Annotated in this window: 17 protein-coding genes; all 17 read left to right on the top strand. The window is 62.1% G+C overall.

Features of this window, described 5'->3' with window-relative positions:
- Positions 1-117: 117 nt before the first annotated feature.
- Positions 118-2,748 (top strand): TonB-dependent receptor, encoded by a 2,631-nt coding sequence (locus GJ695_RS05545; protein WP_154362701.1) that lies wholly within the window; start codon positions 118-120, stop codon positions 2,746-2,748.
- A 68-nt stretch (positions 2,749-2,816) separates the two neighbouring features.
- A complete protein-coding gene (locus GJ695_RS05540) occupies positions 2,817-4,169 on the top strand; it encodes an MFS transporter (protein ID WP_154362699.1) in 1,353 nt (450 codons plus the stop codon).
- 16 nt (positions 4,170-4,185) lie between these two features.
- Positions 4,186-5,133, top strand: coding sequence for a glycoside hydrolase family 43 protein (locus GJ695_RS05535; protein ID WP_154362697.1), 948 nt, complete (start codon positions 4,186-4,188; stop codon positions 5,131-5,133).
- A gap of 83 nt (positions 5,134-5,216) precedes the next feature.
- Positions 5,217-6,275, top strand: coding sequence for an aldose epimerase family protein (locus GJ695_RS05530; protein ID WP_154362695.1), 1,059 nt, complete (start codon positions 5,217-5,219; stop codon positions 6,273-6,275).
- A gap of 130 nt (positions 6,276-6,405) precedes the next feature.
- Positions 6,406-8,148: an IlvD/Edd family dehydratase gene (locus GJ695_RS05525; RefSeq protein WP_154362950.1), complete on the top strand. Its 1,743-nt coding sequence runs from the start codon at positions 6,406-6,408 to the stop codon at positions 8,146-8,148.
- A gap of 14 nt (positions 8,149-8,162) precedes the next feature.
- Positions 8,163-9,155 carry an AraD1 family protein gene (gene araD1, locus GJ695_RS05520; RefSeq protein ID WP_154362693.1) on the top strand — a complete coding sequence of 331 codons (993 nt, stop codon included), beginning with the start codon at positions 8,163-8,165 and terminating at the stop codon, positions 9,153-9,155.
- On the top strand, positions 9,152-10,720 hold the full coding sequence (locus GJ695_RS05515; RefSeq protein WP_154362691.1) for an aldehyde dehydrogenase (NADP(+)): 1,569 nt from the start codon (positions 9,152-9,154) through the stop codon (positions 10,718-10,720). The genes araD1 and GJ695_RS05515 overlap by 4 nt, the downstream gene beginning before the upstream one ends.
- 25 nt (positions 10,721-10,745) lie before the next feature.
- On the top strand, positions 10,746-11,513 hold the full coding sequence (locus GJ695_RS05510) for an SDR family NAD(P)-dependent oxidoreductase (protein ID WP_154362689.1): 768 nt from the start codon (positions 10,746-10,748) through the stop codon (positions 11,511-11,513).
- Between the two features lie 83 nt (positions 11,514-11,596).
- Entirely contained in the window at positions 11,597-13,534 is a 1,938-nt protein-coding gene (locus GJ695_RS05505; RefSeq protein ID WP_154362687.1) for a glycoside hydrolase family 97 protein, read from the top strand.
- 18 nt (positions 13,535-13,552) lie between these two features.
- The gene (locus GJ695_RS05500) at positions 13,553-15,103 is read left to right on the top strand and encodes an alpha-N-arabinofuranosidase (RefSeq protein WP_154362686.1); all 1,551 of its coding nucleotides are present in this window, start codon (positions 13,553-13,555) and stop codon (positions 15,101-15,103) included.
- 4 nt (positions 15,104-15,107) lie between these two features.
- Complete coding sequence (locus tag GJ695_RS05495) at positions 15,108-16,631, top strand: glycoside hydrolase family 43 protein (RefSeq protein WP_371866491.1); 1,524 nt, start codon at positions 15,108-15,110, stop codon at positions 16,629-16,631.
- A 12-nt stretch (positions 16,632-16,643) separates the two neighbouring features.
- Entirely contained in the window at positions 16,644-17,657 is a 1,014-nt protein-coding gene (locus tag GJ695_RS05490) for an arabinan endo-1,5-alpha-L-arabinosidase (protein ID WP_154362684.1), read from the top strand.
- Positions 17,657-20,155 (top strand): glycoside hydrolase family 127 protein, encoded by a 2,499-nt coding sequence (locus GJ695_RS05485; protein WP_229260468.1) that lies wholly within the window; start codon positions 17,657-17,659, stop codon positions 20,153-20,155. Before GJ695_RS05490 ends, GJ695_RS05485 begins: the two co-directional genes overlap by 1 nt.
- Before the next feature lie 110 nt (positions 20,156-20,265).
- Positions 20,266-21,231, top strand: coding sequence for an ABC transporter substrate-binding protein (locus GJ695_RS05480; RefSeq protein ID WP_154362682.1), 966 nt, complete (start codon positions 20,266-20,268; stop codon positions 21,229-21,231).
- A 4-nt stretch (positions 21,232-21,235) separates the two neighbouring features.
- Positions 21,236-22,774 (top strand): sugar ABC transporter ATP-binding protein, encoded by a 1,539-nt coding sequence (locus GJ695_RS05475; RefSeq protein WP_154362680.1) that lies wholly within the window; start codon positions 21,236-21,238, stop codon positions 22,772-22,774.
- Positions 22,767-23,792 carry an ABC transporter permease gene (locus GJ695_RS05470; protein ID WP_308492202.1) on the top strand — a complete coding sequence of 342 codons (1,026 nt, stop codon included), beginning with the start codon at positions 22,767-22,769 and terminating at the stop codon, positions 23,790-23,792. Before GJ695_RS05475 ends, GJ695_RS05470 begins: the two co-directional genes overlap by 8 nt.
- Entirely contained in the window at positions 23,792-24,754 is a 963-nt protein-coding gene (yjfF, locus tag GJ695_RS05465; protein WP_154362676.1) for a galactofuranose ABC transporter, permease protein YjfF, read from the top strand. Before GJ695_RS05470 ends, yjfF begins: the two co-directional genes overlap by 1 nt.
- The last annotated feature ends 27 nt before the right edge of the window (positions 24,755-24,781 follow it).

The raw sequence follows: 24,781 nt of genomic DNA, 5'->3' as shown, positions 1-24,781 counted from the left end.
TTCGGTATCGAAAACCCGAAAAAATTGATTGGTTTGTTTTTTCTCCAGCCCATAAGATTTGTTCAATTGGCGCTGCTATGACGCAGCTCTATATAAAACAAACAACACTGGAGACCTATGAAACACAGTATCTGCGGGACTTGCGAGTCCCAGGCAAAGCATCGTCTCGTCCTGAAATCCGGCGTTGCCGTGCTGGCCGCCGCCGGCCTGCTGACCGCCTTCCCGGTTATTGCGCAGGAAACCGCAGCGGCCGCCGATGCCGTGCAGCCCGAAGCCACCGTGACCGTGACCGGTGTCCGCCGCGCCGCGCAAAGCGCCCAGAAAATCAAGAAGGATGCCGATAACGTTATCGATTCCATCGTCGCGGACGATATCGGCAAGTTCCCGGACACCAACGTGGCTGAAACCCTGGCCCGCGTCACCGGCGTGCAGGTGCGCCGCGACGGCGGCGAAGCCAACACGGTGCTGATCCGCGGCCTGCCGGGCATCGCCACGCTGCTGAATGGCCGCGAACTGTTCACCACCACCGGCCGCTACATCCAGCTGGCGGACATTCCGTCGGCCATGCTGCAACGCGTGGACGTGTACAAATCGCAGTCCGCCGACCTGCCGGAGGGCGGCATCGCCGGCGTGATCGACGTGCGTACCAACCGTCCGTTCGATTTCAAGGGCTTTACCGCTGCGGTGAATGGCGGCGCCACCAACAACTCGCAGGCCGACCGCACCGATCCCAACGTCAGCGGCATGATCTCCAACCGCTGGAAGACGCCGATCGGCGAAGTCGGCGCGCTGTTTGGCGTCTCGTATGTGCGCAACCACTATTCGGAAGAACGTGCCTTCAACACCAAGCCGATCGACAAGAGCTGGCTGCTGCCGAACCTGACCGGTCCGGATCTGATGGGCCTGCAGTCCATCCATGGCGACCGTCGCCGCACCGCCGCCAACTACGCGCTGCAATGGAAGCCGAGCCAGGATCTGGAAGTGTACGCGGAAGGTCTGGCCACCCACTACCTGAACAACTTCGAAACCGATTACCTGGTGGCGCTGCCATGGTGGGGCCCTGGCGACACCATGTCCGGCACCAAGATCCCTGGCTCGAACCAGCTGCAAACGCTGACGTCGCACAACGTCAACACCATCATGTCGACCCAGGCCAACCGCGCCGACAACGTCACCCAGCAGCACGCCATCGGCGCCCGCTGGAACGCCGCGCCGGGCCTGCGCCTGAGCAGCGAAATTTCGCGCACGCTGTCTGACTACGACTGGCAAAACCCGATTCTGGATACGCTGACCGTGATGCCGAATTCGGTGGTGACCACCAACGCCGGCGGCGGCGCGAATATTTCGTACAGCGGCCAGGACATCACCAATCCGGCCAACTACCGTCTTGACCAGTTGTTCGACCGTTATGGCCACGACCACGGCTCGTCGACCGACTGGCGCGCCGACGGCACCTACACCATGGCCGACGAAGGCTTGTTCAAGGACTTCGGCTTCGGCGTCCGCGCCGCCAAGCGCACCGCCGCGTCGATCAAGTCGTTTGAAGGTTCGGTGCTGGCGCCGGATGGCATTCCTGTCACCAGCCTGCCCGGCCTGAACTGCACCGCCAGCATGCAAAACAACTGGGGCACCACCGCCTGGTACACGCCATGCGCCAGCTACCTGATCTCCAATACCGGCGCGGTGCGCCAGGCGATCACCGGCACCTCGGCCGGCAAGGCGCTCGACCCTGGCTCCTACTTCGCCGACGAAGAGAAGAACTACGCCTTGTACGGCAAGGCGCACATCGGCTGGGAAACCGCCGGTATTCCAATCGACGGCGTGCTGGGCATGCGCATCACCAAGACCGACTCCGACCTGCTGGGTAACTCGATGGTGGGCACCGCCTATGTGCCGACCTCGAAAACGTCGAGCGACACGGCGTATCTGCCGAGCGCCAACTTCAAGGCATCGTTGCGCCAGGACGTGATTGCGCGCTTCTCGGTATCGAAGACCTTGACCCGTCCGGACTTCGCCCAGCTGAATCCAGGCACGGCCTACATCAACGCCAATGGCACCACCAACCTGGCGACGGCGTCGGGCGGCAATCCGGATCTGAAGCCGTTCACCGCGCGTAACTATGACGGTTCGCTGGAGTGGTATTTCTCGTCGACCGGCATGGCCAGCGTGGCATTGTTCCGCCACGAGTTCAAGGGCTATATCCAGACCAAGGTCGTCAAGGAAACCTTCAACGGTGCGACCTACGACACCACCCGTCCATTCAATACGGACGATGGCTATCTGCAGGGGGCCGAGGTGGCGTACCGCACCTTCTTCGACAAGCTGCCGGGCGTCTGGAGCGGCTTGGGCGTGGAGGCGAATGCTACCTACACCGAAGGCCAGACCAGCACCGCCAGCGATCCGACCCTGAGCGGCAAGCCGTTTGCCGGCATGTCGAAATGGTCGTACAACGTGGTGGGCCTGTATGAGAAGTATGGCGTGTCGGCCCGCCTGGCGTATAACTGGCGTTCGAAGTTCGTTCAGACCTACAACGACGGCGGTCCGGGCCTGGATCTGATCGCGTCGCCGATGTCGTCGCTGGATGGCTCGCTGGGCTACAAGATCAACGAGAACACCACGGTCACGCTGACCGGTTCCAATCTGCTGAATTTCAAGTACACCGACTACTGGAGCAACAAGGCGCTGTACCCACGCGATACCCGTCGCTATGATCGTTCGGTTGGCGTGTTCCTGAACTGGAAGATCTAAGCAGCCTGTCGTTATCCGGCCGCGTCCCCGCCTGAGCGAGGGCGCGGCCTCGCACTTTGAGGAATAAGATGTCGAATCAAAAAATGTCGGTACTGGAGAAAATCGGTTTTGGCGCGGGCGACATGGCGCTGAACGTGGTGATCTCGTCGATGATGTTGATCATTACCTTCTTCTACACCGATATCTACGGCCTGAAGACCACCGACCTGGCGCTGCTGTTCGTGCTGGTGAAGATCGTCGGCGCCGCCAGCGACCTGGTGATGGGCCAGATAACGGACCGCGTGCTGACGCGCTGGGGACGTTATCGCCCGTGGCTGCTGTTCCTGGCCGTGCCGTATGGCCTGAGCGTGTTCTTCGTCTTCTCCACGCCGGACTGGGGCTACAGCACCAAGCTGGTATGGGCCTATTCCACCTACATCATCATGACCGTGATGACTTCCGGCGTCGGCGTGTCGTACATCTCGCTGCCCAGCGCCTTGTCCAACGACCCGCAGCAGACCCTGTCGGCCAACGGCTACCGCCTGTTCTTCGCCAAGGTCGGCGCCTTCATGGTGACGGTGATCGTGCCGCTGCTGTCGGAGCGCTGGGGTGGCGGCAACGCGGCCACCGGCTACCAGGCGGCGATGGCGGTGATGGCCGTCATGGGCGTGCTGCTGTTCCTGTTCTGCTTCTTCTCCACCACCGAGCGCGTGGTGCACAAGGTGCAGCGCCAGTCGCTGTCCGAGCAGATCAAGGTGCTGATGAAAAACGACCAGTGGCTGATTTTGTGTGCCGTCTGCGTCACCGGCACCATCGGCTACGTGGTGCGCGGCTCGGTCGCCATCTACTACGCCAAGTATTATCTTGGCGCCGATGCGGCCACCGTGTCGGCCTTCCTGTCGACCGGCGTGGCGGCCGCCATCCTGTCGATGATCGCCTCGACCTGGATCACCAAGTTCTATAGCAAGGTCAAGTTGTTCCGCTGGACCCAGATCGGCGTTGGCGTGATCAGCGCGGCGATGTACTTCCTGGTCAAACCGGGCGACACCATGCTGGCCTTCGTGCTGTACTTCCTGCTGTCGTTCGTGGTGGACCTGCATGCGCCGGTGTTCTGGTCGGCCATCGCGGAGGCCATCGACTACGGCACCGTCAAGACCGGCCAGCGCGTGTCCGGCTTCGCCTTCGGCGGCATCTCCGTTTGCCAGAAGGCCGGCATGGGCATCGCCGGCGCGCTGGTGGGCGTGCTGCTGACGTATTTTGAGTACCAGCCGAATCACGAGCAGACCGCCTTTGCCCTGCATGGCATCGTGCTGATGCTGACCTTGATTCCCGGCTTCTTCCACACTGTAATGGGACTGTTGATGTTCAAGTACCGCATCGACGATGCGTACTACACCGAGGTCAAGGCGCAGATGGGAGCCAAGGGTCATGTGGCAGTCTAATTTTTTGGAATCTGAAATGGAAAACATCCTCACTCCGCTGATCGAGCAGCGCGCCGATCCTCATATCTACCGTCACACCGACGGGTATTACTACTTCACCGCCTCGGTGCCGCAGTACGACCGCATCGAACTGCGCCGCGCGACGACCATCGCCGGCCTGGTGGACGCGGAAAAGGTCGATGTCTGGCACAAGCCGGACACCGGCGCCTACAGCGAACTGGTTTGGGCGCCGGAGCTGCACTTCAACGACGGCGCCTGGTACGTCTACTTCGCCGCCGCGCCGAGCCGCGAGATCAAGTACAAGCTGTTCCAGCACCGCATGTACGCGATCCGCAACACCAACGCCAATCCGCTGGAAGGCGAGTGGGAGTTCATGGGCCAGATCGACACCGGTATCGACACCTTCTGCCTGGACGCGACCACCTTCACCCACAAGGGCCAGCTGTACTACGTGTGGGCACAGAAGGACGTGGCCATCGAAGGCAATTCCAACATCTACATCGCGCCGATGAAAACGCCGTGGCAGCTGGGCGGCCCGCCGGTCATGCTCAGCAAGCCGGAATTCGACTGGGAGATACGCGGCTTCTGGGTCAACGAAGGCCCGTCAATCCTGAAGAAGAACGGCAAGATCTTCATCAGCTACTCGGCCAGCGCCACCGACGAAAACTATGCCATGGGTCTGCTGTGGGCGGACGAAAACGCCGATGTGCTGGACCCTGCATCGTGGACCAAGATGAAGGAACCGGTGCTGCAAACCGACTTCGAACACAAGATCTACGGCCCGGGCCACAACAGTTTCACCGTGGCGGATGATGGCGAAACCGTGATGTTGGTTTATCATGCACGTACCTACACCGAGATTATCGGCGATCCGCTGTGGAATCCGGACCGTCACACTTTCGTCAAACCGCTGAAGTGGGACGCGCAGGGTATGCCCGTTTTTGGAAAGCCGTCGATCGCCTGACGACCTTCCTGTCCCATAGAACATCGGCGGCGGCCGGCGTGGAAGCATATTCCCGCCGGCCGCCGCGTCATTAAAGAGTCAACATGCAAGCAACGATTACTGAATCCCCATTTGGCGCACTGGCGGATGGCCGCGAAGCCACGCTCTACACGCTGACCAACGCCAACGGCATGGTGGCAAAGATCAGCAACCTCGGCGGCGTGATCGCCGAATTGCACGTGCCGGACCGCGACGGCGTGCTGGCCGACGTCTGCCACGGCTTCGACGACCTCGCGGCCTACATGGGCGAGTCGAACTACTTCGGCGCGCTGATTGGCCGCTACGGCAACCGCATCGCCAACGGCCGCTTCACGCTGGACGGCGAGACCTATCAGCTCGACCTGAACGACGGCGCCAACCACCTGCACGGCGGCACCGAGGGCTTCCACCGCAAACTGTGGGACGCCGAGACCTTCAACACGCCCAAGTCCGCGGGCCTGATCCTGAGCTACGTCAGCCCGGACGGCGATCAGGGCTATCCTGGCAACGCCGAAGTCACGGTCATCTACGAGCTGCGCGACAATAACGAATTGCGTATCGCCTTCCACGCCGTCGCCGACAAGGCCACGCCGATGAATCTGACCAACCACGCGTATTTCAACCTGGCCGGCAAGGGTGATATCCTCGGCCACGAGCTGACCATTTTCGGCGACGCCTACACCCCGGTGGGCAGCGGCCTGATTCCGGCCGGCGCGCCGACGGCCGTCGAAGGCACGCCGTTCGACTTCCGCACGCCGCACACCATCGGCGAACGGATCGGCCAAAAGGATGAGCAATTGGGCTACGGCTCGGGATATGACCACAACTTCGTGCTGAATAAATCCGCTGACAAAGCGCTGGAAGTGGCGGCCCGCGTGGTCGATCCCGCATCCGGCCGGGTGCTGGAAGTGCTGTCGCAGGAGCCGGGTATCCAGTTCTACAGCGGCAACTTCCTCAATGACAGCATCAGCGGAAAAGGGCGTATCTACGGCTATCGCAGCGGCTTCTGTCTCGAACCGCAGCACTTCCCGGATTCGCCGAATCGCCCCGATTTTCCGTCGGCGATCCTGCATCCGAACGAGGAGTATTCGACGGTGATGGCTTACCGCTTCTCCACGGTGTAGGCATATCGATTTCGGTATCGATATCGATAAACAATTTATTGGAAAGTTATCTCAGTACATCTTAGTATCCCTTATCGATGCGGAGGCGTGATATTCAGGCTTCCGCACAGGAAAATACTGAGGAGAAATGATGTCTGAGAATGACAAAAAGGTGAAGCTGCGCTCCGCCGAGTGGTTTGGTACCCAGGACAAAAATGGCTTCATGTATCGAAGCTGGATGAAAAATCAGGGCATTCCTGATCACGAATTCGAAGGCAAGCCGATTATCGGCATCTGCAACACCTGGTCTGAACTGACCCCTTGTAACGCCCACTTCCGCAAACTGGCGGAACACGTCAAGCGCGGCATCTACGAAGCCGGCGGCTTCCCGGTCGAGTTCCCGGTCTTCTCCAACGGCGAATCGAATCTGCGTCCCACCGCGATGTTGACCCGTAACCTGGCGTCGATGGACGTCGAAGAATCCATACGCGGCAATCCGATGGACGGCGTCGTCCTGCTGGTCGGCTGCGACAAGACCACGCCTGCGCTGCTGATGGGCGCCGCCTCGGTCGACATTCCAACCATCGTCGTCACCGGCGGCCCGATGCTGAACGGTAAACTGAACGGCAAGAACATCGGCTCCGGCACCGCCGTCTGGCAACTGCACGAGCAGGTCAAGGCTGGCGAAATCTCGATGCACGATTTCATCGGCGCCGAAGCGGGCCACTCGCGTTCCGCCGGCACCTGCAACACCATGGGCACCGCATCGACCATGGCCTGCATGGCCGAGTCGCTGGGCACTTCGCTGCCGCACAATGCCGCCATCCCCGCCGTTGACGCGCGCCGCTATGTGCTGGCGCATATGTCGGGCATCCGCATCGTCGAGATGGTGAAGCAGGATCTGAAACTGTCGAAGATCCTGACCAAGGAGAATTTTGAAAACGCGATCCGCGTCAACGCCGCCATCGGCGGTTCGACAAACGCCGTGATCCACCTGAAGGCCATCGCCGGCCGTATCGGTGTCGATCTGGAGCTGGAAGACTGGACCCGCGTGGGCCGTGGCACGCCAACCATCGTCGACCTGCTGCCGTCGGGCCGCTTCCTGATGGAAGAGTTCTATTACGCCGGCGGCCTGCCGGGCGTGATCCGCCGCATGGGCGACGGTAACATCCTGCCGCACCCGAACGCGCTTACCGTCAACGGCAAGACCATCTGGGAAAACTGCAACGACGCGCCGATCTACGACGAGGAAGTCATCCGCACGCTGGATAATCCGATTCGCAAGGACGGCGGCATCTGCATCCTGCGCGGCAACCTGGCGCCGCGCGGCGCGGTGCTGAAGCCATCGGCCGCCACGCCGGAGCTGATGCAGCATCGCGGCAAGGCCGTGGTGTTCGAGGACTTCGAGCACTACAAGTCGCGCATCATGGACCCGAACCTGGATGTGGACAAGGACTCGGTACTGGTGATGAAGAACTGCGGCCCGAAAGGTTATCCGGGCATGGCGGAAGTGGGCAATATGGGCCTGCCGCCGAAGCTGCTGGCGGCTGGCGTCAAGGATATGGTGCGGATTTCGGATGCGCGCATGTCGGGCACCGCCTACGGCACCGTGGTGCTGCACGTGGCGCCGGAAGCGATGGCCGGCGGTCCGCTGGGCATCGTCAAGGATGGCGACTGGATCACGCTGGATTGTGCCGGCGGTCTGCTGAACCTGGAGATTTCGGACGAAGAGATGGCGGCACGCCAGGCGGTTCGCGTGCAGGGCAGCGCGCCTGGACCGAAGACCGGCTACCAGCAGCTGTACATCGAGCACGTGCTGCAAGCCGATGAAGGCTGCGACTTCGATTTCCTGGTCGGGAATCGCGGTTCCGCCGTGCCACGCCACTCGCATTAATCCGGAGACTCTTCATGCTACTCGTACAATTCAAGAACGAACAAGGCGCGCGCCAGGTCGGCGTGCTGGAACAGAACACCATCCGCATCATCGGCGGCTACAGCACGACCTACGCGCTGGCCCAGGATGCGATCCGCAAATCGGTCGGCCTGGCCGCGCTGGTGGACAAATCGGTTGGTGCGCAAACCACGGCCTTCGACGCCGTGGCCGCGGCCGGCCGCCTGCTGTCGCCGCTGGATCACACCGACGACGCCCACACCTACGTCACCGGCACCGGCCTGACCCACCTGGGCAGCGCCGACACCCGCGACGCCATGCACAAGAAAATCGGCGGCGACGTCGAATCGCTGAGCGACTCCATGAAGATGTTCCGCATGGGCGTGGAAGGCGGCAAGCCAGCCGCCGGCAGCGCCGGCGTGCAGCCGGAATGGTTCTACAAGGGCGATGGTTCCATCGTTGCCGCCAGCGGCCAGGATCTGGCGATGCCGGACTTCGCGCTGGATGGCGGTGAAGAACCGGAAGTCGCCGGTCTGTATGTGATCGGCGACGACGGCCAGCCATATCGTGTCGGCTTCGCCATCGGTAACGAGTTCTCGGACCACGTGACCGAACGCCAGAACTACCTGTACCTGGCGCACTCCAAGCTGCGCGTCTGCGGCCTGGGTCCTGCGCTGCTGGTCGGCGAAGCGCCCGCCAGCATCGAAGGCACTTCGCGCATCTACGACAAGCAAGGCAAGGTACGCTGGGAGAAGCCGTTCTTCAGCGGCGAACAGAATATGTCGCACACCATCGCCAACCTGGAGCATCACCACTTCAAGTACCCGCTGTTCAAGCGTCCGGGCGACGTACACGTGCATTTCTTCGGCACCGCAACCCTGAGCGTGGCTGATAACATTGTCGTGCAGCCTGGCGAAACCTTTGAAATCGACTCGCCGCAATTTGGTCCGGCCCTGCGCAACAAGCTGGCCGTGTTTAAAACCGAAGTCGCGAAAGTGAAAACCCTATGATCATTACCGGTGATGCACTCATCGGCGGCAAAGCCGTCAAGGGCACGGGCGCTGGCGTCCGTGCCTACAACCCGGCGCTGGGCCAGGTCATCGAACCTGAGTTCCGCACCGTGGACGCAGCGCAGATCGACCAGGCTTGCCGCCTGGCCGACGAAGCGTTCGACACCTTCCGTGCGCTGAGCGACGACAAGCGCGCCTACTTCCTCGAAACTATCGGCGACCAGATCATGGAGCTGGGCGATGAGCTGGTGGAGCGCGTGATGGCGGAGACCAGTCTGCCGCGCGTCCGTATCGAGGGCGAGCGTGGCCGCACCGTCGGTCAGCTGAAAATGTTTGCCAACCTGCTGCGCGAAGGCTCGTGGCACGATGTGCGCTTTGACAAAGCTCTGCCGGATCGGACGCCGCCGCGTCCCGACCTGCGCATGCGCATGATCGGCCTTGGCCCTGTGGCTGTTTTCGCTGCCAGTAACTTCCCGTTGGCGTTTTCTGTGGCCGGTGGCGACACCGCGTCGGCGCTGGCCGCCGGCTGCCCTGTGGTGCTGAAGGCGCACTTTGCGCATCCGGGCACCTCGGAGCTGGTCGGCCGCGCTGTGGTGAAAGCGGTCGAGATCTGCGGCCTGCCGGCTGGCGTGTTCTCGCTGCTGACCGGCGTTGGCAATGAGCTGGGTATTGAGCTGGTGCGTCATCCGGCCATCAAGGCGGTCGGCTTCACCGGCTCGCGTGGCGGCGGTATGGCGTTGATGGCCGCTGCGGCCGCGCGTCCGGTGCCGATTCCGGTGTATGCGGAAATGAGTTCGATCAATCCGGTGTTCCTGCTGCCGCAGGCGCTGAAAAACCGCGCCGAAGATATCGCCGCTGGTTTCGCCGGTTCGCTGACGCTGGGCGTCGGGCAGCTGTGCACCAACCCTGGTCTGGTGCTGGCGATCGCCGGCCCTGATCTGGACCGCTTTACCGCCGCAGCGTCGCAGGCGCTGGTGGGTGGTGCGGCCTGCTCGATGCTGTCGCCGGGGATCGCCGGCAACTTCGCGCGCGGTGTCAGCCAGTTGGTGGAGCATGCGGATGTGAAGACTCTGGCGCTGGCGCCGCAGGCGGAAGGCAAGGGTGCTCCGGCGCTGTTCGTGTCGAGCGCTGCGTCCTTCCTGTCGCAGCATGCGCTGCAGGAAGAGATCTTTGGACCGGCTTCGCTGGTGGTGGCGTGCAAGGACGTAGCGGAACTGCGCCAGGTTGCGGAGAAGCTGGAAGGCCAGCTGACCGCCACGCTGCAAATGGACGAGGGCGATCTGGAAGCGGCGCAGTCGCTGCTGCCAGTGCTGGAACGTAAAGTCGGCCGCATCCTGGCCAACGGCTATCCGACCGGCGTGGAAGTATGCAGCGCCATGGTGCACGGTGGTCCGTTCCCATCGACTTCGGACGGCCGCTCGACGTCGGTTGGAACGGGCGCGATCTCGCGCTTCCTGCGTCCGGTGAGCTACCAGAACCTGTCGCAGGCCTTGCTGCCTGAAGTCCTGCGCGACAACGGCTCGGCCACCTGGCTGCGCCGCGATGGCGAATTGACTCGAAAATAAAATAGACGTACATAACGGAGACTGTATGACACAACTGGCCAAGTTCGGCAGCCTGCGCGGCAAGCGCGTATTCATCACCGGCGGCGGCACCGGCATCGGCGAAGCGATGGTGATTTCGTTCGCCGAGCAGGGCGCGCAAGTCGCTTTCGTCGACATCGCCCGCGATCCCAGTCTGGCGCTGATCCGCCGCGTGAAGGAAGCCGGCTATCCCGAACCGCTGTTCCGCCAGTGTGACATCACAGACATCCCGGCGTTGCAAGCCACGATGACCGAACTATCCGGCCTTGTCGGCGACTTCGACATCCTGGTGAACAACGCCGCCAACGACCAGCGCCACGAAACCGCCGACGTCACGCAGGAATTCTGGGACAAGTGCATCGCCGTCAACCAGCGTCCGATGTTCTTCACCTGCCAGGCGGTGTTGGAAGGCATGAAGAAGAAGGGCGCCGGCTCCATCATCAACGTCGGCTCCATCTCCTGGCACGTCAAGAACGCCGGCTATCCAGCCTACGCCACCACCAAGGCGGCCACGCACGGCCTGACGCGCGGCCTGGCGCGTGAATTCGGCGCGCACGGCATCCGTGTCAACACCGTCACGCCAGGCTGGGTCATGACGCAACGCCAGATCGACCTGTGGCTGGACGACGCCGGCGAGGAAGACATCAAGCGCAACCAGTGTTTGCAAAACAAACTGATGCCGCAGCACGTCGCATCGATGGTGCTGTTCCTGGCCGCCGACGACGGCGCCATGTGCACCGCGCAGGAATTCATCGTCGACGCAGGCTGGGTATAAACCGCCTGCAGTAGCACCGTTCGCCCCCGGAGACACCGCACATCGATGCGGCGGGGTATAGCAACCATAAAAATGGTAGGAACATGGTGAAGACAACCTTAGTCACGGCGCTGACCTGCGCCGCCGCATCCCTTGTCGGCATCACGCCGACCGCTGCCGCACAAACCGCCGCGCTCCGCAGCCCGGACCAGCACATCGCTGTCACCGTGCGCGAGGCGGATGGAAAACTGACTTACGCCATCGCCCGCGACGGCAAGCCTGTCCTGCTGGCCTCCGATCTTGGCCTGCAACTCGCCGGCGCCAATCTGACCGACGACCTGACACTGACCGCCACAAGTACGCCGCGCGTGGTGGAAGACCACTACCAGATGGCCGTCGGCAAACGCAAGGACATCAGCTACCGCGCCAACGAACAAACCTGGTCGCTGCAAAACGCCAGGCAGCAGAAGATGGACATCACCTTCCGCGTATCGAACGACGGCGTTGCATTCCGCTACGTGGTTGCCGAACCATCGCTGCCGCTGAAAAAGCTGGTACAGGAGCACACCACGTTCGCGCTGCCTGCCGGCGCCAAGGCCTGGCTGCAGCCGATGGCTGTCGCACAAACCGGATGGAGCAACACCAATCCATCCTACGAAGAACACTACCAGATGGAGATCCCGGCCGGCACCAGGTCGCCGACGGAAGCAGGCTGGGTCTTCCCGGCCTTGTTCAAGGCAGGCGCCAACTGGATCGCCATCTCCGAAGCCAATATGGACGGCACCTGGCAAGCCTCCCGCCTCGCGCAGGACGCCAGTGGCGGCAAATACAGCATCGGCAATCCCATGCCCGCAGAGGTTTACACCAACGGCGGTCTGATGGCGGAAGTGGAAGGCACGCTGACGTCACCGTGGCGCCTGGTCGCCCTCGGCTCGCTGGCGGCGGTCACCAACTCCACGCTGGGGACCGACCTGGCCGCACCGGCCATCGCCTTCGACGCATCGCTGGTGAAGCCCGGCCACGCATCATGGAGCTGGGGCATCCTCAAGGATGACGCCACCGTCTACGATGTGCAGAAAAAGTTCATCGACTACGCAGCCGACATGCATTGGGACTACACGCTGGTCGATGCCGACTGGGACCGCAAGATAGGCTACGACAAGATCAAGCAGCTCGCGGACTACGCCGCCACAAAAAACATCGGCCTTCTGCTGTGGTACAACTCGTCGGGCGATTGGAACAAGACCGAATACTCGCCCAAGAGCCAGTTGCTGACGCACGACCAGCGCGTGAAGGAATTCAAGCGCATCCGCGATATGGGAATCAAGGGCGTCAAGATCGACTTCTTTGGTGGCGATGGCCAGTCGATGATCGCCTACTACGTCGACATCCTGCGCGACGCCGCCGACGCCGGCCTGCTGGTCAACTTCCACGGCGCCACGCTGCCGCGCGGGTGGACGCGCACCTGGCCCAACCTGATGACCATGGAGGCGGTGCGCGGCTTCGAGTTCACCAGTTTCGAGCAGGTGGACGAAGACAAGATGCCGGCCCACGCCGCCATGCTGCCCTTTGCCCGCAACCTGTTCGACCCGATGGACTTTACGCCGGTGGTGTTTGGCGACATCCCCAAGATCAAACGCGCCAGCCGCAACGGCTTTGAGCTGGCCACATCGGTGCTGTACCTGTCGGGAATCCAGCACTTTGTGGAAATCCCCGAGGGCATGGCCACCGTGCCGGCCTACGTCAAACAGTTCATGCAAGAGCTGCCGCGCAGCTGGGACGACAGCCGGCTGGTGGACGGCTATCCCGGCAAGTACGCCGTGATCGCGCGCCGTGCCGGGGACACCTGGTACATCGCCGGCATCAACGCCACCACGGCCGATAAAACGCTGACGCTGGATCTGTCCTTCGTCGGCAAGAAGCAAGGCGTCGTCATCACCGACGGCGAAGGCGAGCGTGATTTCAGCCAGCGCAGCATCGCTGCCGGAAAAAAAGTGGTCGTAACCATCAAGCCGCATGGCGGCTTTGTCATCCAACTATAAAATCAAGGAGACGGAGATATGAATCAAATCCAACGTGGCGTACTCGCCCTGTGCATGCTGGCTTCCGGCGGTGCTTTCGCGGCCGATGCGGTCAGCCTGACCATTGATGCCGCCAAGCCTGGCGCCGTCATCAACAAGGACGTCTACGGCCAGTTCGCCGAGCACCTGGGCACCGGCATCTATGAAGGCCTGTGGGTCGGCCCGAAATCGAAGATCCCGAACACCAAGGGCTGGCGCAACGACGTGGTCGGCGCGCTGAAGAACATCCACGTGCCGCTGGTGCGCTGGCCGGGCGGCTGCTTCGCCGACGAATATCACTGGCGCGACGGCATCGGCGCGCGCGAAAAGCGTCCGGTCAAGGTCAACACCAACTGGGGCGGCGTGGATGAATCCAACGCCGTCGGCACGCACGAATTCTTTGATCTGGTTGAGATGCTGGGCGCGGACGCCTACGTCAACGGCAACCTCGGCACCGGCAGCGCGCAGGAGATGTCGGAGTGGGTCGAGTACATGACATCGGACAGCAAGTCCACGCTGGCCAATATGCGCCGCAAGAATGGACATGACAAGCCGTTCAAGGTGGCTTACTTCGCGGTCGGTAACGAAGCCTGGGGCTGCGGCGGCAATATGAGCCCGCAGTACTACTCGGATGTGTACAAGCAGGTGGAAACCTTCCTGCGCGCGCCCAAGCAGTATCGTCCGAAGATCATCGCCAGCGGCGGCAACGACAATGATGTGACCTGGTCCGAAGTCCTGAGCAAGGAGGTGAAAAAGCAGACCGACGGCATCAGCTTCCACTACTACACCATCCCGACCGGCAAGTGGGAAGTGAAGGGCGCGTCCACCGGCTTCCAGGAAAATGAGTGGATCTCCACCCTGGCCAACACGCTGCGCATGGAAAGCCATATCCAGAAGAACAGCGCCGCCATGGACAAGAACGATCCGGAGAAAAAACTGGGCCTGTTCGTTGACGAATGGGGCACCTGGTATGACGTGGAGAAGGGCACCAATCCCGGCTTCCTGTTCCAGCAGAATACCCTGCGCGATGCGGTGGTTGCGGCGCTTAACTTCAACATCTTCCACGCTCACGCCGAGCGCGTGCGCATGACGAATATCGCGCAGATGGTCAATGTGCTGCAGTCGATGATCATCACCGACAAGGACAAGATGCTGCTGACGCCAACCTACTACGCCTACCAGATGTACGTTCCATTCCAGGGCGCGACTTCGCTGCCGGTGACGCTCAAGGATAATCCGGACTACAGCGCCGGCGGTTTCAAGGTGCCGGAGATCAGCGCTTCGGCCGCGCGCGGCACGGACGGCAAGCTGTATCTGGCGCTGGTGAACACCAATCCGAACAAGGATGCCGATGTGGCGCTGAATATTCCGGGCCAGTCCATCAAGTCGGTGAAGGGCAATGTGCTGACTTCCTCGGCGATGGATACGCATAATACCTTCCAGTCGCCGAACGCGATCAAGCCTGCACCGTTCAGCGCCGCCGCTGGCGCGGATGGAAAGCTGACGGTCAAGATTCCGGCCAAGGCCGTGATCGTGGTGGCGGTGGAGTAAGCGCGTGGACGATATTCCGATCACGCGCCGTAGCGCCATCATGGGCGGCGTTGCGCTGCTGTTGACCGGTTGCGGCGGTGGGGGAGGCGGCGGGACTGTCGCCGCCACCTCGACACCTGCGCCGACCACCACACCGACGCCGACGCCAACCACCATCACGTTCGGCGACGCCTCGGTCCACGATCCGTCCGTCATCAAGGTGGACGGCACGTTCTACGTATTCGGTTCGCACCTGGCCGCCGCCAGGTCGACTGACCTGATGAACTGGACCAAGATCGCCGACAACGTCACCGCAACCAACCCGCTGTTCAACAACGTGGTGACCGCGCTGGCCGACACCTTCGCCTGGGCACAGGTAACCGACCTGTGGGCGCCGGACGTGGTCAAGCTCGCGGACGGCAAGTTCTATCACTACTACTGCGCCTGCAAGGGCGACTCGCCGCGCTCTGCCCTCGGCATCGCCGTGGCGGACAAGGTGGAAGGCCCTTACGTCAACAGGCAGATCCTGCTCAAGTCCGGCATGTGGGGCCTGCCGAGCGAAGACGGCGTCACCATCTACGATGCGCTGACGATGCCGAATGTGGTCGATCCGAACACCTTCTTCGACCAGAGCGGCAAGCTGTGGATGATCTACGGCTCCTACTCGGGCGGCATCTTCATCCTGGAGATGGACACTGCCACCGGCTTGCAGAAGCCGGGCCAAGGCTATGGCAAGCATCTGATGGGCGGCAACCACGCGCGCATCGAAGGCGCGTATGTGATGTACAGCCCGCAGTCGAAGTACTACTACCTGTTCACGTCCTTTGGCGGGCTGGATGCCAACGGTGCATACAACATGCGCGTTTCGCGGTCGCTGAATCCGGACGGCCCGTATCTGGACGCCAAGGACAACGATATGGCCAACGTCAAGGCCAATCCCGCATTGCCGCTGTTTGACGATGCGTCGATCGCGCCATATGGTCAGAAGATCATGGGCAATTACCAGTTCGCGCTGGCGGCCGGCGAGACGGGAACGCCGCTGGGCTACGTATCGCCGGGCCACAATTCGGCCTACTATGAAGCGTCCACCGGCCAGTACTTCCTGATCTTCCATACGCGCTTCCCTGGCACCGGTGAGCTGCACCAGATCCGCGTGCATGAGATGTTCATCAATGCGGACGGCTGGCTGGTGGTGTCGCCGTTCCGTTATGCGCCGTTGAGCAAGAACTCGACCACGCTGTCGGCGGAAGTGACGGCGGCGGATGTGGTGGGCACGTACAAGATGATCAATCACGGCAAGGACATCTCGACCGCCATCAAGGCGTCGCAGAGTGTGGTGCTGGCGGCGGATGGTACGGTGTCCGGTACGGCCAGCGGCACGTGGAAGCATGACGGCGGCAACAAGATCACCATTGCGCTCGGAGCCACCGGGACTTTTGCTGGCGTGCTGTCGCGCCAGTGGAACACCAACGCCAGTGCGTTTGTGGTGACGTGGACGGCGCAATCGGTGGACGGCGTGTCCATCTGGGGCGCGCGGACTGGCAATTAAACGGAGTACACAATGAAGTATGTTTTATCGACGGTGGCGCTGGTGTTGGCTGCGATGGGCTGCTCGGCCAAGGAAGTGAGCGTGCACGATCCGGTGATGGCGAAGGAGGGCGATACCTACTACGTGTTCAGCACGGGGCCGGGCATCACCTTCTACAGTTCGAAGGATATGAAGAACTGGACGCCGGAGGGCCGCGTGTTCAAGGGCCAGCCTACGTGGGCGAAGAAGGCCGCACCGACGTTTGACGATCATATCTGGGCGCCGGACGTGCAGTTCCATGACGGGAAATACTATCTGTACTATTCCGTTTCGGGCTTTGGCAAGAACACGTCCGGCATCGGCGTCACCGTCAATAAAACGTTGAATCCGCGCTCGCCCGATTACCGCTGGGAGGACCAGGGGATGGTATTGCAGTCGGTGCCGGTGCGCGACGACTGGAACGCCATTGATCCGAATGTGATCGAGGATGGCAAAGGCAATGCCTGGATGTCGTTCGGCTCTTTCTGGAGCGGCTTGAAACTGGTGAAGCTGAACAGGGAGTGGACCGGCCTGGCCGAGCCGCAGGAGTGGCACGCCATCGCCAGCCGCACCAGCGGCGAAGCCGCAGCCACGGAGAAGGCGGGGCCGGGCGAGATCGAGGCGCCGTTCATTTTCAGGAAAGGCGATTACTACTATCTGTTTGTGTCGTTCGGCTTGTGCTGCAAGAAGGCTGACAGCACCTATCACGTCATGGTCGGCCGCTCAAAAGAGGTGACCGGCCCCTACCTGGACAAGAACGGCGTCGACATGGTGAAGGGCGGCGGCTCGCTGCTGATCGCCGGCGACAAGGACTGGAAAGGCCTGGGCCACAACAGCGCCTACACCATGGACGGCAAGGATTATCTGGTGCTGCACGCCTACGAGACAGCGGACAATTATCTGCAAAAGCTCAAGATCATGGAAATGAAGTTCGATGCCGCCGGTTGGCCGAGCGTCGATCAGGCGGACCTGAACAAGTATCGCAGCAACCAGCTGCCGGCGAAATAATGGCCAGCCAGTCCTCGCGCCGCCGCGCAATGAAGCTGGCCGCCGGCGCCGCAGCCACAGTCGCGTCGCAGGGCGTTTTCGCCAAAGGCACAACCGCCCCGGCCGCGCAAAACGGCATGCCGGCAGCCGCGTTGGCCGGCGGCTCGGAATCGGCGACGGGCGGCGCGGCCAACGCAGCTGATGGCAATGCTGCTGCGCGCGAAAGCGGCCAGGTCGCCCTTTTCCCGCTGAACGCCGTGCGTCTCGGCCCAAGCCCATTCCTGGAAGCCCAGCAGACCGACCTGCGCTACATCCTCTCGCTGGACGCCGACCGCCTGCTGGCGCCATTCCTGCGTGAAGCCGGCCTGCCGCTCAAGCAGCCAACTTACGGCAACTGGGAATCCACCGGCCTCGATGGCCACATGGGCGGCCACTATCTCTCCGCGCTGGCCCTGATGTACGCCGCCACCGACGACAGCGAAGTCCTCAAGCGCCTGAACTACTTCGTTGCGGAACTCAAGCGTTGCCAGCACGCCAGCGGCGACGGCTACATCGGCGGCGTCCCCGGTGGCGCCAGCGCGTGGCGGGACATCGTCCAAGGCAAACTCCAGGCCGACAACTTCTCCGTCAACGGCAAGTGGGTGCCATGGTACAACCTGCACAAAACCTATGCAGGCCTGCGCGATGCTTACGTCTACGCCGGCAACCAGGATGCCCGCACCGCGCTGATCGCCCTGTGCGACTGGACGCTGGACCTGACCTCGCACCTGACCGAAGAGCAGATGCAGTCCATGCTGCGCGCGGAACACGGCGGCATGAACGAAGTCCTGGCCGATGTCGCGCAAATGACCGGCCAGCAGAAATACATGGACCTCGCCATCCGCTTCTCGCACCAGGCCATCCTGCAGCCGCTGGAAGAAGACAAGGACCAACTGACTGGCCTGCACGCCAATACCCAGATCCCGAAAGTCATCGGCTTCAAGCGCATCGGCGACATCACGTCGCGCCGCGACTGGCAGCGTGCGGCGGCGTTCTTCTGGCAGACCGTCCACGATCACCGCACCGTTGCCATCGGCGGCAACAGCGTCAAGGAGCACTTCCACGACGACAAAGACTTCTCATCGATGATCGAAGAAGTCGAAGGGCCGGAGACGTGCAATACCTACAATATGCTCAAGCTCACGGAGCTGCTGTTCACCGGCGACGCCAAGGGCAGCTACGCCGACTACTACGAGCGTGCACTGTACAACCACATCCTGTCGTCGCAGCGGCCCGGCAGCGGCGGCTTCGTCTACTTTACGCCGATGCGGCCGAACCACTACCGAGTCTATTCGCAGCCGCAGAAAGCCATGTGGTGCTGCGTTGGCTCCGGCCTCGAAAGCCACGCCAAGTATGGAGAATTCATCTACGCGCATCGCGGCGACAGTCTGTATGTCAACCTGTTCATCCCATCCACGCTGGACTGGAAAGAGCAGGGCGTGCAAATCCGCCAGTCCAACCGCTTCCCGGATGAAGACAGCAGCACCATCACCGTCAAGGGCAACAAGACCTTCACGCTGAAGATCCGCTATCCGGAATGGGTGGCGCAGGGTGCGTTGCGCATCACCGTCAACGGCAAGCCAGTGGCCGCCGCCATTGGCGCGGACCGCTACGTCAACGTGCGCCGCGCCTGGCGTGATGGCGACAAAGTCGTCGTCCACCTGCCGATGACCACACGCCTGGAGCAGATGCCGGACAAATCCGCCTACTACGCGGTGCTGCATGGTCCCCTGGTGCTGGCGGCGAAAACCAATCCGTTCCCCGGCGAGCAGCTGAATTACCTGGCCGACGACTCGCGCATGGGGCACATCGCCAGCGGACCGGTATGCCCGCTGGAGCGGGCCCCGGTGCTGGTGAGCGACAGTCCGGCCTTCGCCGGCCGATTCCGCCGTGTGCCCGGCCGGCCGCTGACCTTCACCGCGCCGGGGCTGGTGCAGTCGACAAGCGCCGGTCCGACGACCTTCGTCCCATTCTTCCGCGTGCACGATGCGCGCTACGTCGTCTACTGGCCGTATTCCACGCCGGGCGACCTGGCGCGCCGCCGCGCGCAAGCCGCGCAGGATGAAAAGGAACGCCTCGCGCTTGACGCCCAGACAATCGACCAGGTGGCGCCGGGCGAGCAGCAGCCTGAATCCGATCACTTCTTCAAGGCCGAAGGCGCGGACGCCGGCATCAACAAGGGTAAACACTGGCGCCACGCCACCAGCTGGTTCAGCTACGACCTGACCGACAAAAAAGGCGAAGCCCGCATCCTGCGGCTGACATATTCAAAACTAGACGCCGGCCGCCGCTTCGATATCCTGATCAACGACAGGCTGCTGGCCGAAGTGCGGCTGGACGCCAGCGCCCCGCAGGAGCTGTACAGCCGCGATTACCCCGTGCCGCCCGGTACGGCAACGGCTGGCAAGCTGGTAGTGAAGTTCGTCGCCCGCGACGGATCGGTCGCCGGCGGCCTGTACGGCCTGCGGCTGCTGCGCTGACATACCAAAAATGATATTGCAGAACGCGAAAATATCATTGGATAGATATTTGTGTTTCTCATAGTATTGATCCGAATAACACTATAAAAAACTCATCTGGAGACATTGCCATGACAATCCATCGCAGAACCGTACTGGCCGCCGGCCTCGCCGCCGCCTTCACCCTGGGCGTGCCGGCTGCATTCGCCGCCAAGCCGCTGGTGATCGGCTTCTCGCAAGTGGGCGCCGAAAGCGAGTGGCGCACCGCGAACACGGTATCGATCAAGGACGCCGCGAAGAAGGAGGGCGTGACCCTCAAATTCGCCGACGCCCAGCAAAAACAGGAAAACCAGGTCAAGGCGATCCGCTCCTTCATCGCCCAGCGCGTGGACGTGATCGCGTTTTCGCCGGTGGTGGAATCGGGCTGGGACACGGTGCTGCTGGAAGCCAAACGCGCCAAGATCCCGGTGATTCTGACCGACCGCGCCGTCAAGGTCAGCGATCCTTCGCTGTACGTCAGCTTCCTCGGTTCGGACTTCGTGGAGGAAGGGCGTCGCGCCGGCAACTGGCTGGTCGAGCGTCAAAAGAAGACGCCTGATGCCGTTTTGAATATCGTTGAACTGCAAGGCACCGTTGGTTCCGCGCCCGCGCTGGACCGCAAGAAGGGCTTTGAAGAAGCCATCGCCGGTAATGCGAAGCTGAAGGTGATCCGCTCGCAGACCGGCGACTTCACCCGCGCCAAGGGCAAGGAAGTGATGGAAGCCTTCCTGAAAGCCGAAGGCAAGAAGATCAACGTGCTGTACGCGCACAACGACGACATGGCCATTGGCGCGATCCAGGCGATCGAGGAGGCTGGCCTGAAGCCGGGCAAGGACATCATCGTCATCTCCATCGACGGCGTGAAAGGCGCGTTTGAAGCCATGATCGCCGGTAAGCTGAACGTGACGGTGGAATGCAATCCGCTGCTCGGCCCCCAGCTGATGCAGATCGCCAGGGATGTCGTCGGCGGCAAGGCTGTGCCGAAGCGCGTGGTGACGCAGGAAAGCGTATTCCCGGCAGAAGTCGCGGCCAAGGAATTCCCGAACCGTAAATACTGATGCGATGACGATGATCTCTTCCGCACCCGCGACTCCGGTGCTGGAGCTGCGCGGCATCAGCAAGGCCTTCACCGGTGTGCAGGCCTTGAATGCCGTGTCGCTCAATCTCTTCCCCGGTGAAGTGCATACGCTGATGGGCCAGAACGGCGCCGGCAAGTCCACGCTGATCAAGGTGCTGACCGGCGTGTATGCGCCGGACCATGGACAGATCCTGCTGGCCGGCCAGGCGATACAGCCGCAGTCCACGCTGGATGCGCAGAACCACGGCATCAGCACCGTGTATCAGGAAGTGAATCTGTGCCCGAACCTGTCGGTCGCGGAGAATATCTTCATTGGCCGTTATCCGCGCAAGTTTGGCCGCATCGACTGGTCGGCCATGACCCGGCAGGCGACCGCGCTGCTGGAGCGGATGCAGATCAGGATCGATGTGACGCTGCCGCTGGCGCACTATCCGCTGGCGATCCAGCAGATGGTGGCCATTTCGCGTTCGCTGCTGGTGTCGGCCAAGGTGCTGATACTGGACGAGCCGACTTCCTCGCTGGATGAAAAGGAAGTGGATCTGCTGTTCAGCGTTTTGCGCGGCCTGCGCGAGCAGGGCATGGCGATTCTGTTCGTGACGCACTTCCTGGACCAGACGTATGCGATTTCGGATCGCATCACGGTGATGCGCAACGGCGAGCGGGAAGGGGAGTACCTGGCCGCCGACCTGTCGCGCGTTGAACTGGTCAACAAGATGGTCGGCGCACCAGTGGCCACCGAAGCTGCCGCGCCGGTTGCTGCGGCCGTGGCGGCCGAGCCATCGCGCCTGCAATCCTTCCTGCGCGCGGTCGGCTTGAGCCGCAGGGGCGCGTTGCTACCGATGGATCTGGACATTCACAAAGGCGAGTTGCTGGGTCTTGCCGGCCTTCTGGGCTCCGGCCGCACGGAGGCGGCGCGCTTGCTGTTCGGCGCGGACAAGGCGGATGGCGGCACGATCACCATCGACGGCAAGGAGCAAAGCTTCGCATCGCCGCGCGACGCCATCGCCGCCGGCATCGGCTTCTGCTCCGAAGACCGCAAGCACGAAGGCGCCATCCTCGAACTGTCGGTGCGCGAAAACCTGATCCTGGCGCTGCAAGCCCGCATGGGCATCATGCGCGCCATTCCCTTGAAACGTCAGCAGCAGCTGGCGGAAGAATACGTGAAGGCGCTGGGCATCAAGACCGCCAGCATCGAAACGCCTATCGGCTCGCTCTCCGGCGGCAACCAGCAAAAGGTGCTGCTGGCGCGCTGGCTGGTGACCGATCCGAAGCTGCTGATCCTGGACGAGCCGACGCGCGGCATCGACGTGCGCGCCAAGCAGGAGATCATGGACTACGTGTCGGCCCTGTGCCGCAAGGGCATGTCCATCCTGTTCATTTCGTCCGAGCTGCCGGAAGTGCTGCGCGTGAGCGACCGCATTGTCGTCATGCGGGACCGCAAGGCAGGCGGCGAGTATCCGCGCGGCGCGCTGGACGAAACCACCGTGCTGCACGTGATTGCCGCTGGAGATGCAAATGCATAAGTTGTTGCACCACCCCTTATTCCGTCCGCTGGCCGCGCTGGCGATTCTGCTGCTGATTGATTTGATCATGGTTCCCGGCTTCTTTCACCTGGAGATCAAGGACGGTCACCTGTATGGCAGCCTGATCGACATCGCCAACCGCGCCGCACCGCTGATCCTCGCCGCCATCGGCATGACGCTGGTGATCGCCACACGCGGCATCGACATCTCGGTCGGCGCCACGGTGGCCATCAGTGGCACGGTCGCGGCGATGCTCATTGGCGGCACCATGGTCATGCAAAACGGTGTGCCGGAATATGTCGCCAACACGCCGATGTGGCTTGCGCTGGCTGCCGCCATGGGTGCGGCGCTGCTGTGCGGCGCCTGGAACGGCGCACTGGTGGCCGGTCTTGGCCTGCAACCGATTGTCGCCACGCTGATCCTGATGGTGGCGGGGCGCGGCCTGGCGCAGCTGTTCACCGATGGCCAGATCATCACGGTGTACTACAAGCCGTTCTTCTTCCTCGGCAGCGGCTATCTGTTTGGCTTGCCGTTCTCGCTGTACATCGTGGCTGCCGTGTTCATTGTCACCGCGCTGCTGTTGCGCAGGACTGCGCTTGGCCTGTTCATCCAGTCGGTCGGCATCAACCCGGTGGCCGCGCGGCTGGCCGGCTTGAAGACCGCGGTGCTGATCTTCTTTGTCTACGTGTTTTGCAGCGCATGCGCAGGCGTGGCGGGCCTGATGATCACTTCCAATATCAAGAGCGCGGATGCGAACAACGCCGGCCTGCTGCTGGAGCTGGACGCCATCCTGGCCGTGACGCTGGGCGGCACTTCGCTGGCCGGCGGAAAATTCAGCCTGGCCGGCAGCGTGATCGGCGCGCTGATTATTCAAACGCTGACCTACACCATCTATTCCATCGGCCTGCCGCCGGAGGTGAACATGGTGGTCAAGTCGGTGGTCGTATTCCTGGTTTGCGTGTCGCAGTCCTCGGAGTTTAAAAACATGTGGCGCCGTAGCGTGCGAGGTAATGCGTAATGAAGCTCACGTCTTCGCCATACTTTACATCGCTGATTACCGTATTCCTGCTGGTGGTGTTGCTGGGCGCCGGTGGCGCCGCGTATCCGGGCTTCCTGTCCGTTCAGGTGCTGTTCAACCTGTTGATCGATAATGCTTTCCTGCTGGTGATCGCGGTCGGCATGAGCTTTGTCATCCTTTCCGGCGGCATCGACCTGTCGGTCGGCTCGGTGCTGGCACTGACCACCATGATCTGCGCGTGGATGCTGCAAACCTTGCATTGGCCGCCGTTGCTGGTGATTGCCGTGGCGCTGGTGTTGGGCACGGTGTTCGGCGCGGCCATGGGCGCGTTGATCCATTATTTCAAGCTGCAGCCGTTCATTGTGACGCTGGCCGGCATGTTCCTGGCGCGCGGGCTGTGCTACCTGATCAGCATTAACTCGATCACCATCGACGATCCGTTCTTTGTCGCGATGTCGCAAACGCAGCTGCCGATTGGAGACTGCTTCCTGTCGCCGGGTGCGTTTATTGCGCTGCTTACCCTGGCTGCCGCGATCTATGTGGCGCACTGCACGCCCTTTGGCCGCGCCATCTACGCTGTCGGCGGCAATGAGCAATCGGCGCTGATGATGGGTTTGCGCGTGGCGCGCACCAAGGTGCTGATCTACGCCTTCTCCGGTTTTTGCGCAGCGCTGGCCGGTGTGCTGTTCTCGTTCTACATGCTGTCCGGTTACGGCTTGCATGCGCAAGGCACGGAGCTGGATGCGATTGCCGCCGTGGTCATCGGCGGCACGCTCCTCAGCGGCGGTTACGGCTACGTGGCTGGCGCGCTGACCGGTGTGCTGGTGCTGGGTTCCATCCAGACGCTGATCGCCTTCGATGGCACGCTCAGTTCATGGTGGACCAAGATCGTCATCGGCGGCCTGCTGTTCATCTTCTGCGTCGTACAGCGCGTGATGACGATGCGCGGTAATAAAAAATAAACCTACAACACTGGAGAGTATCTTGAA

It is taken from the genome of Duganella alba (assembly GCF_009674495.1).
Taxonomy (GTDB): Bacteria; Pseudomonadota; Gammaproteobacteria; order Burkholderiales; family Burkholderiaceae_D; genus Rugamonas; species Rugamonas alba.
Note: the sequence above shows the minus strand (reverse complement) of the source record. Positions and strands in the feature narration are given on the sequence as shown.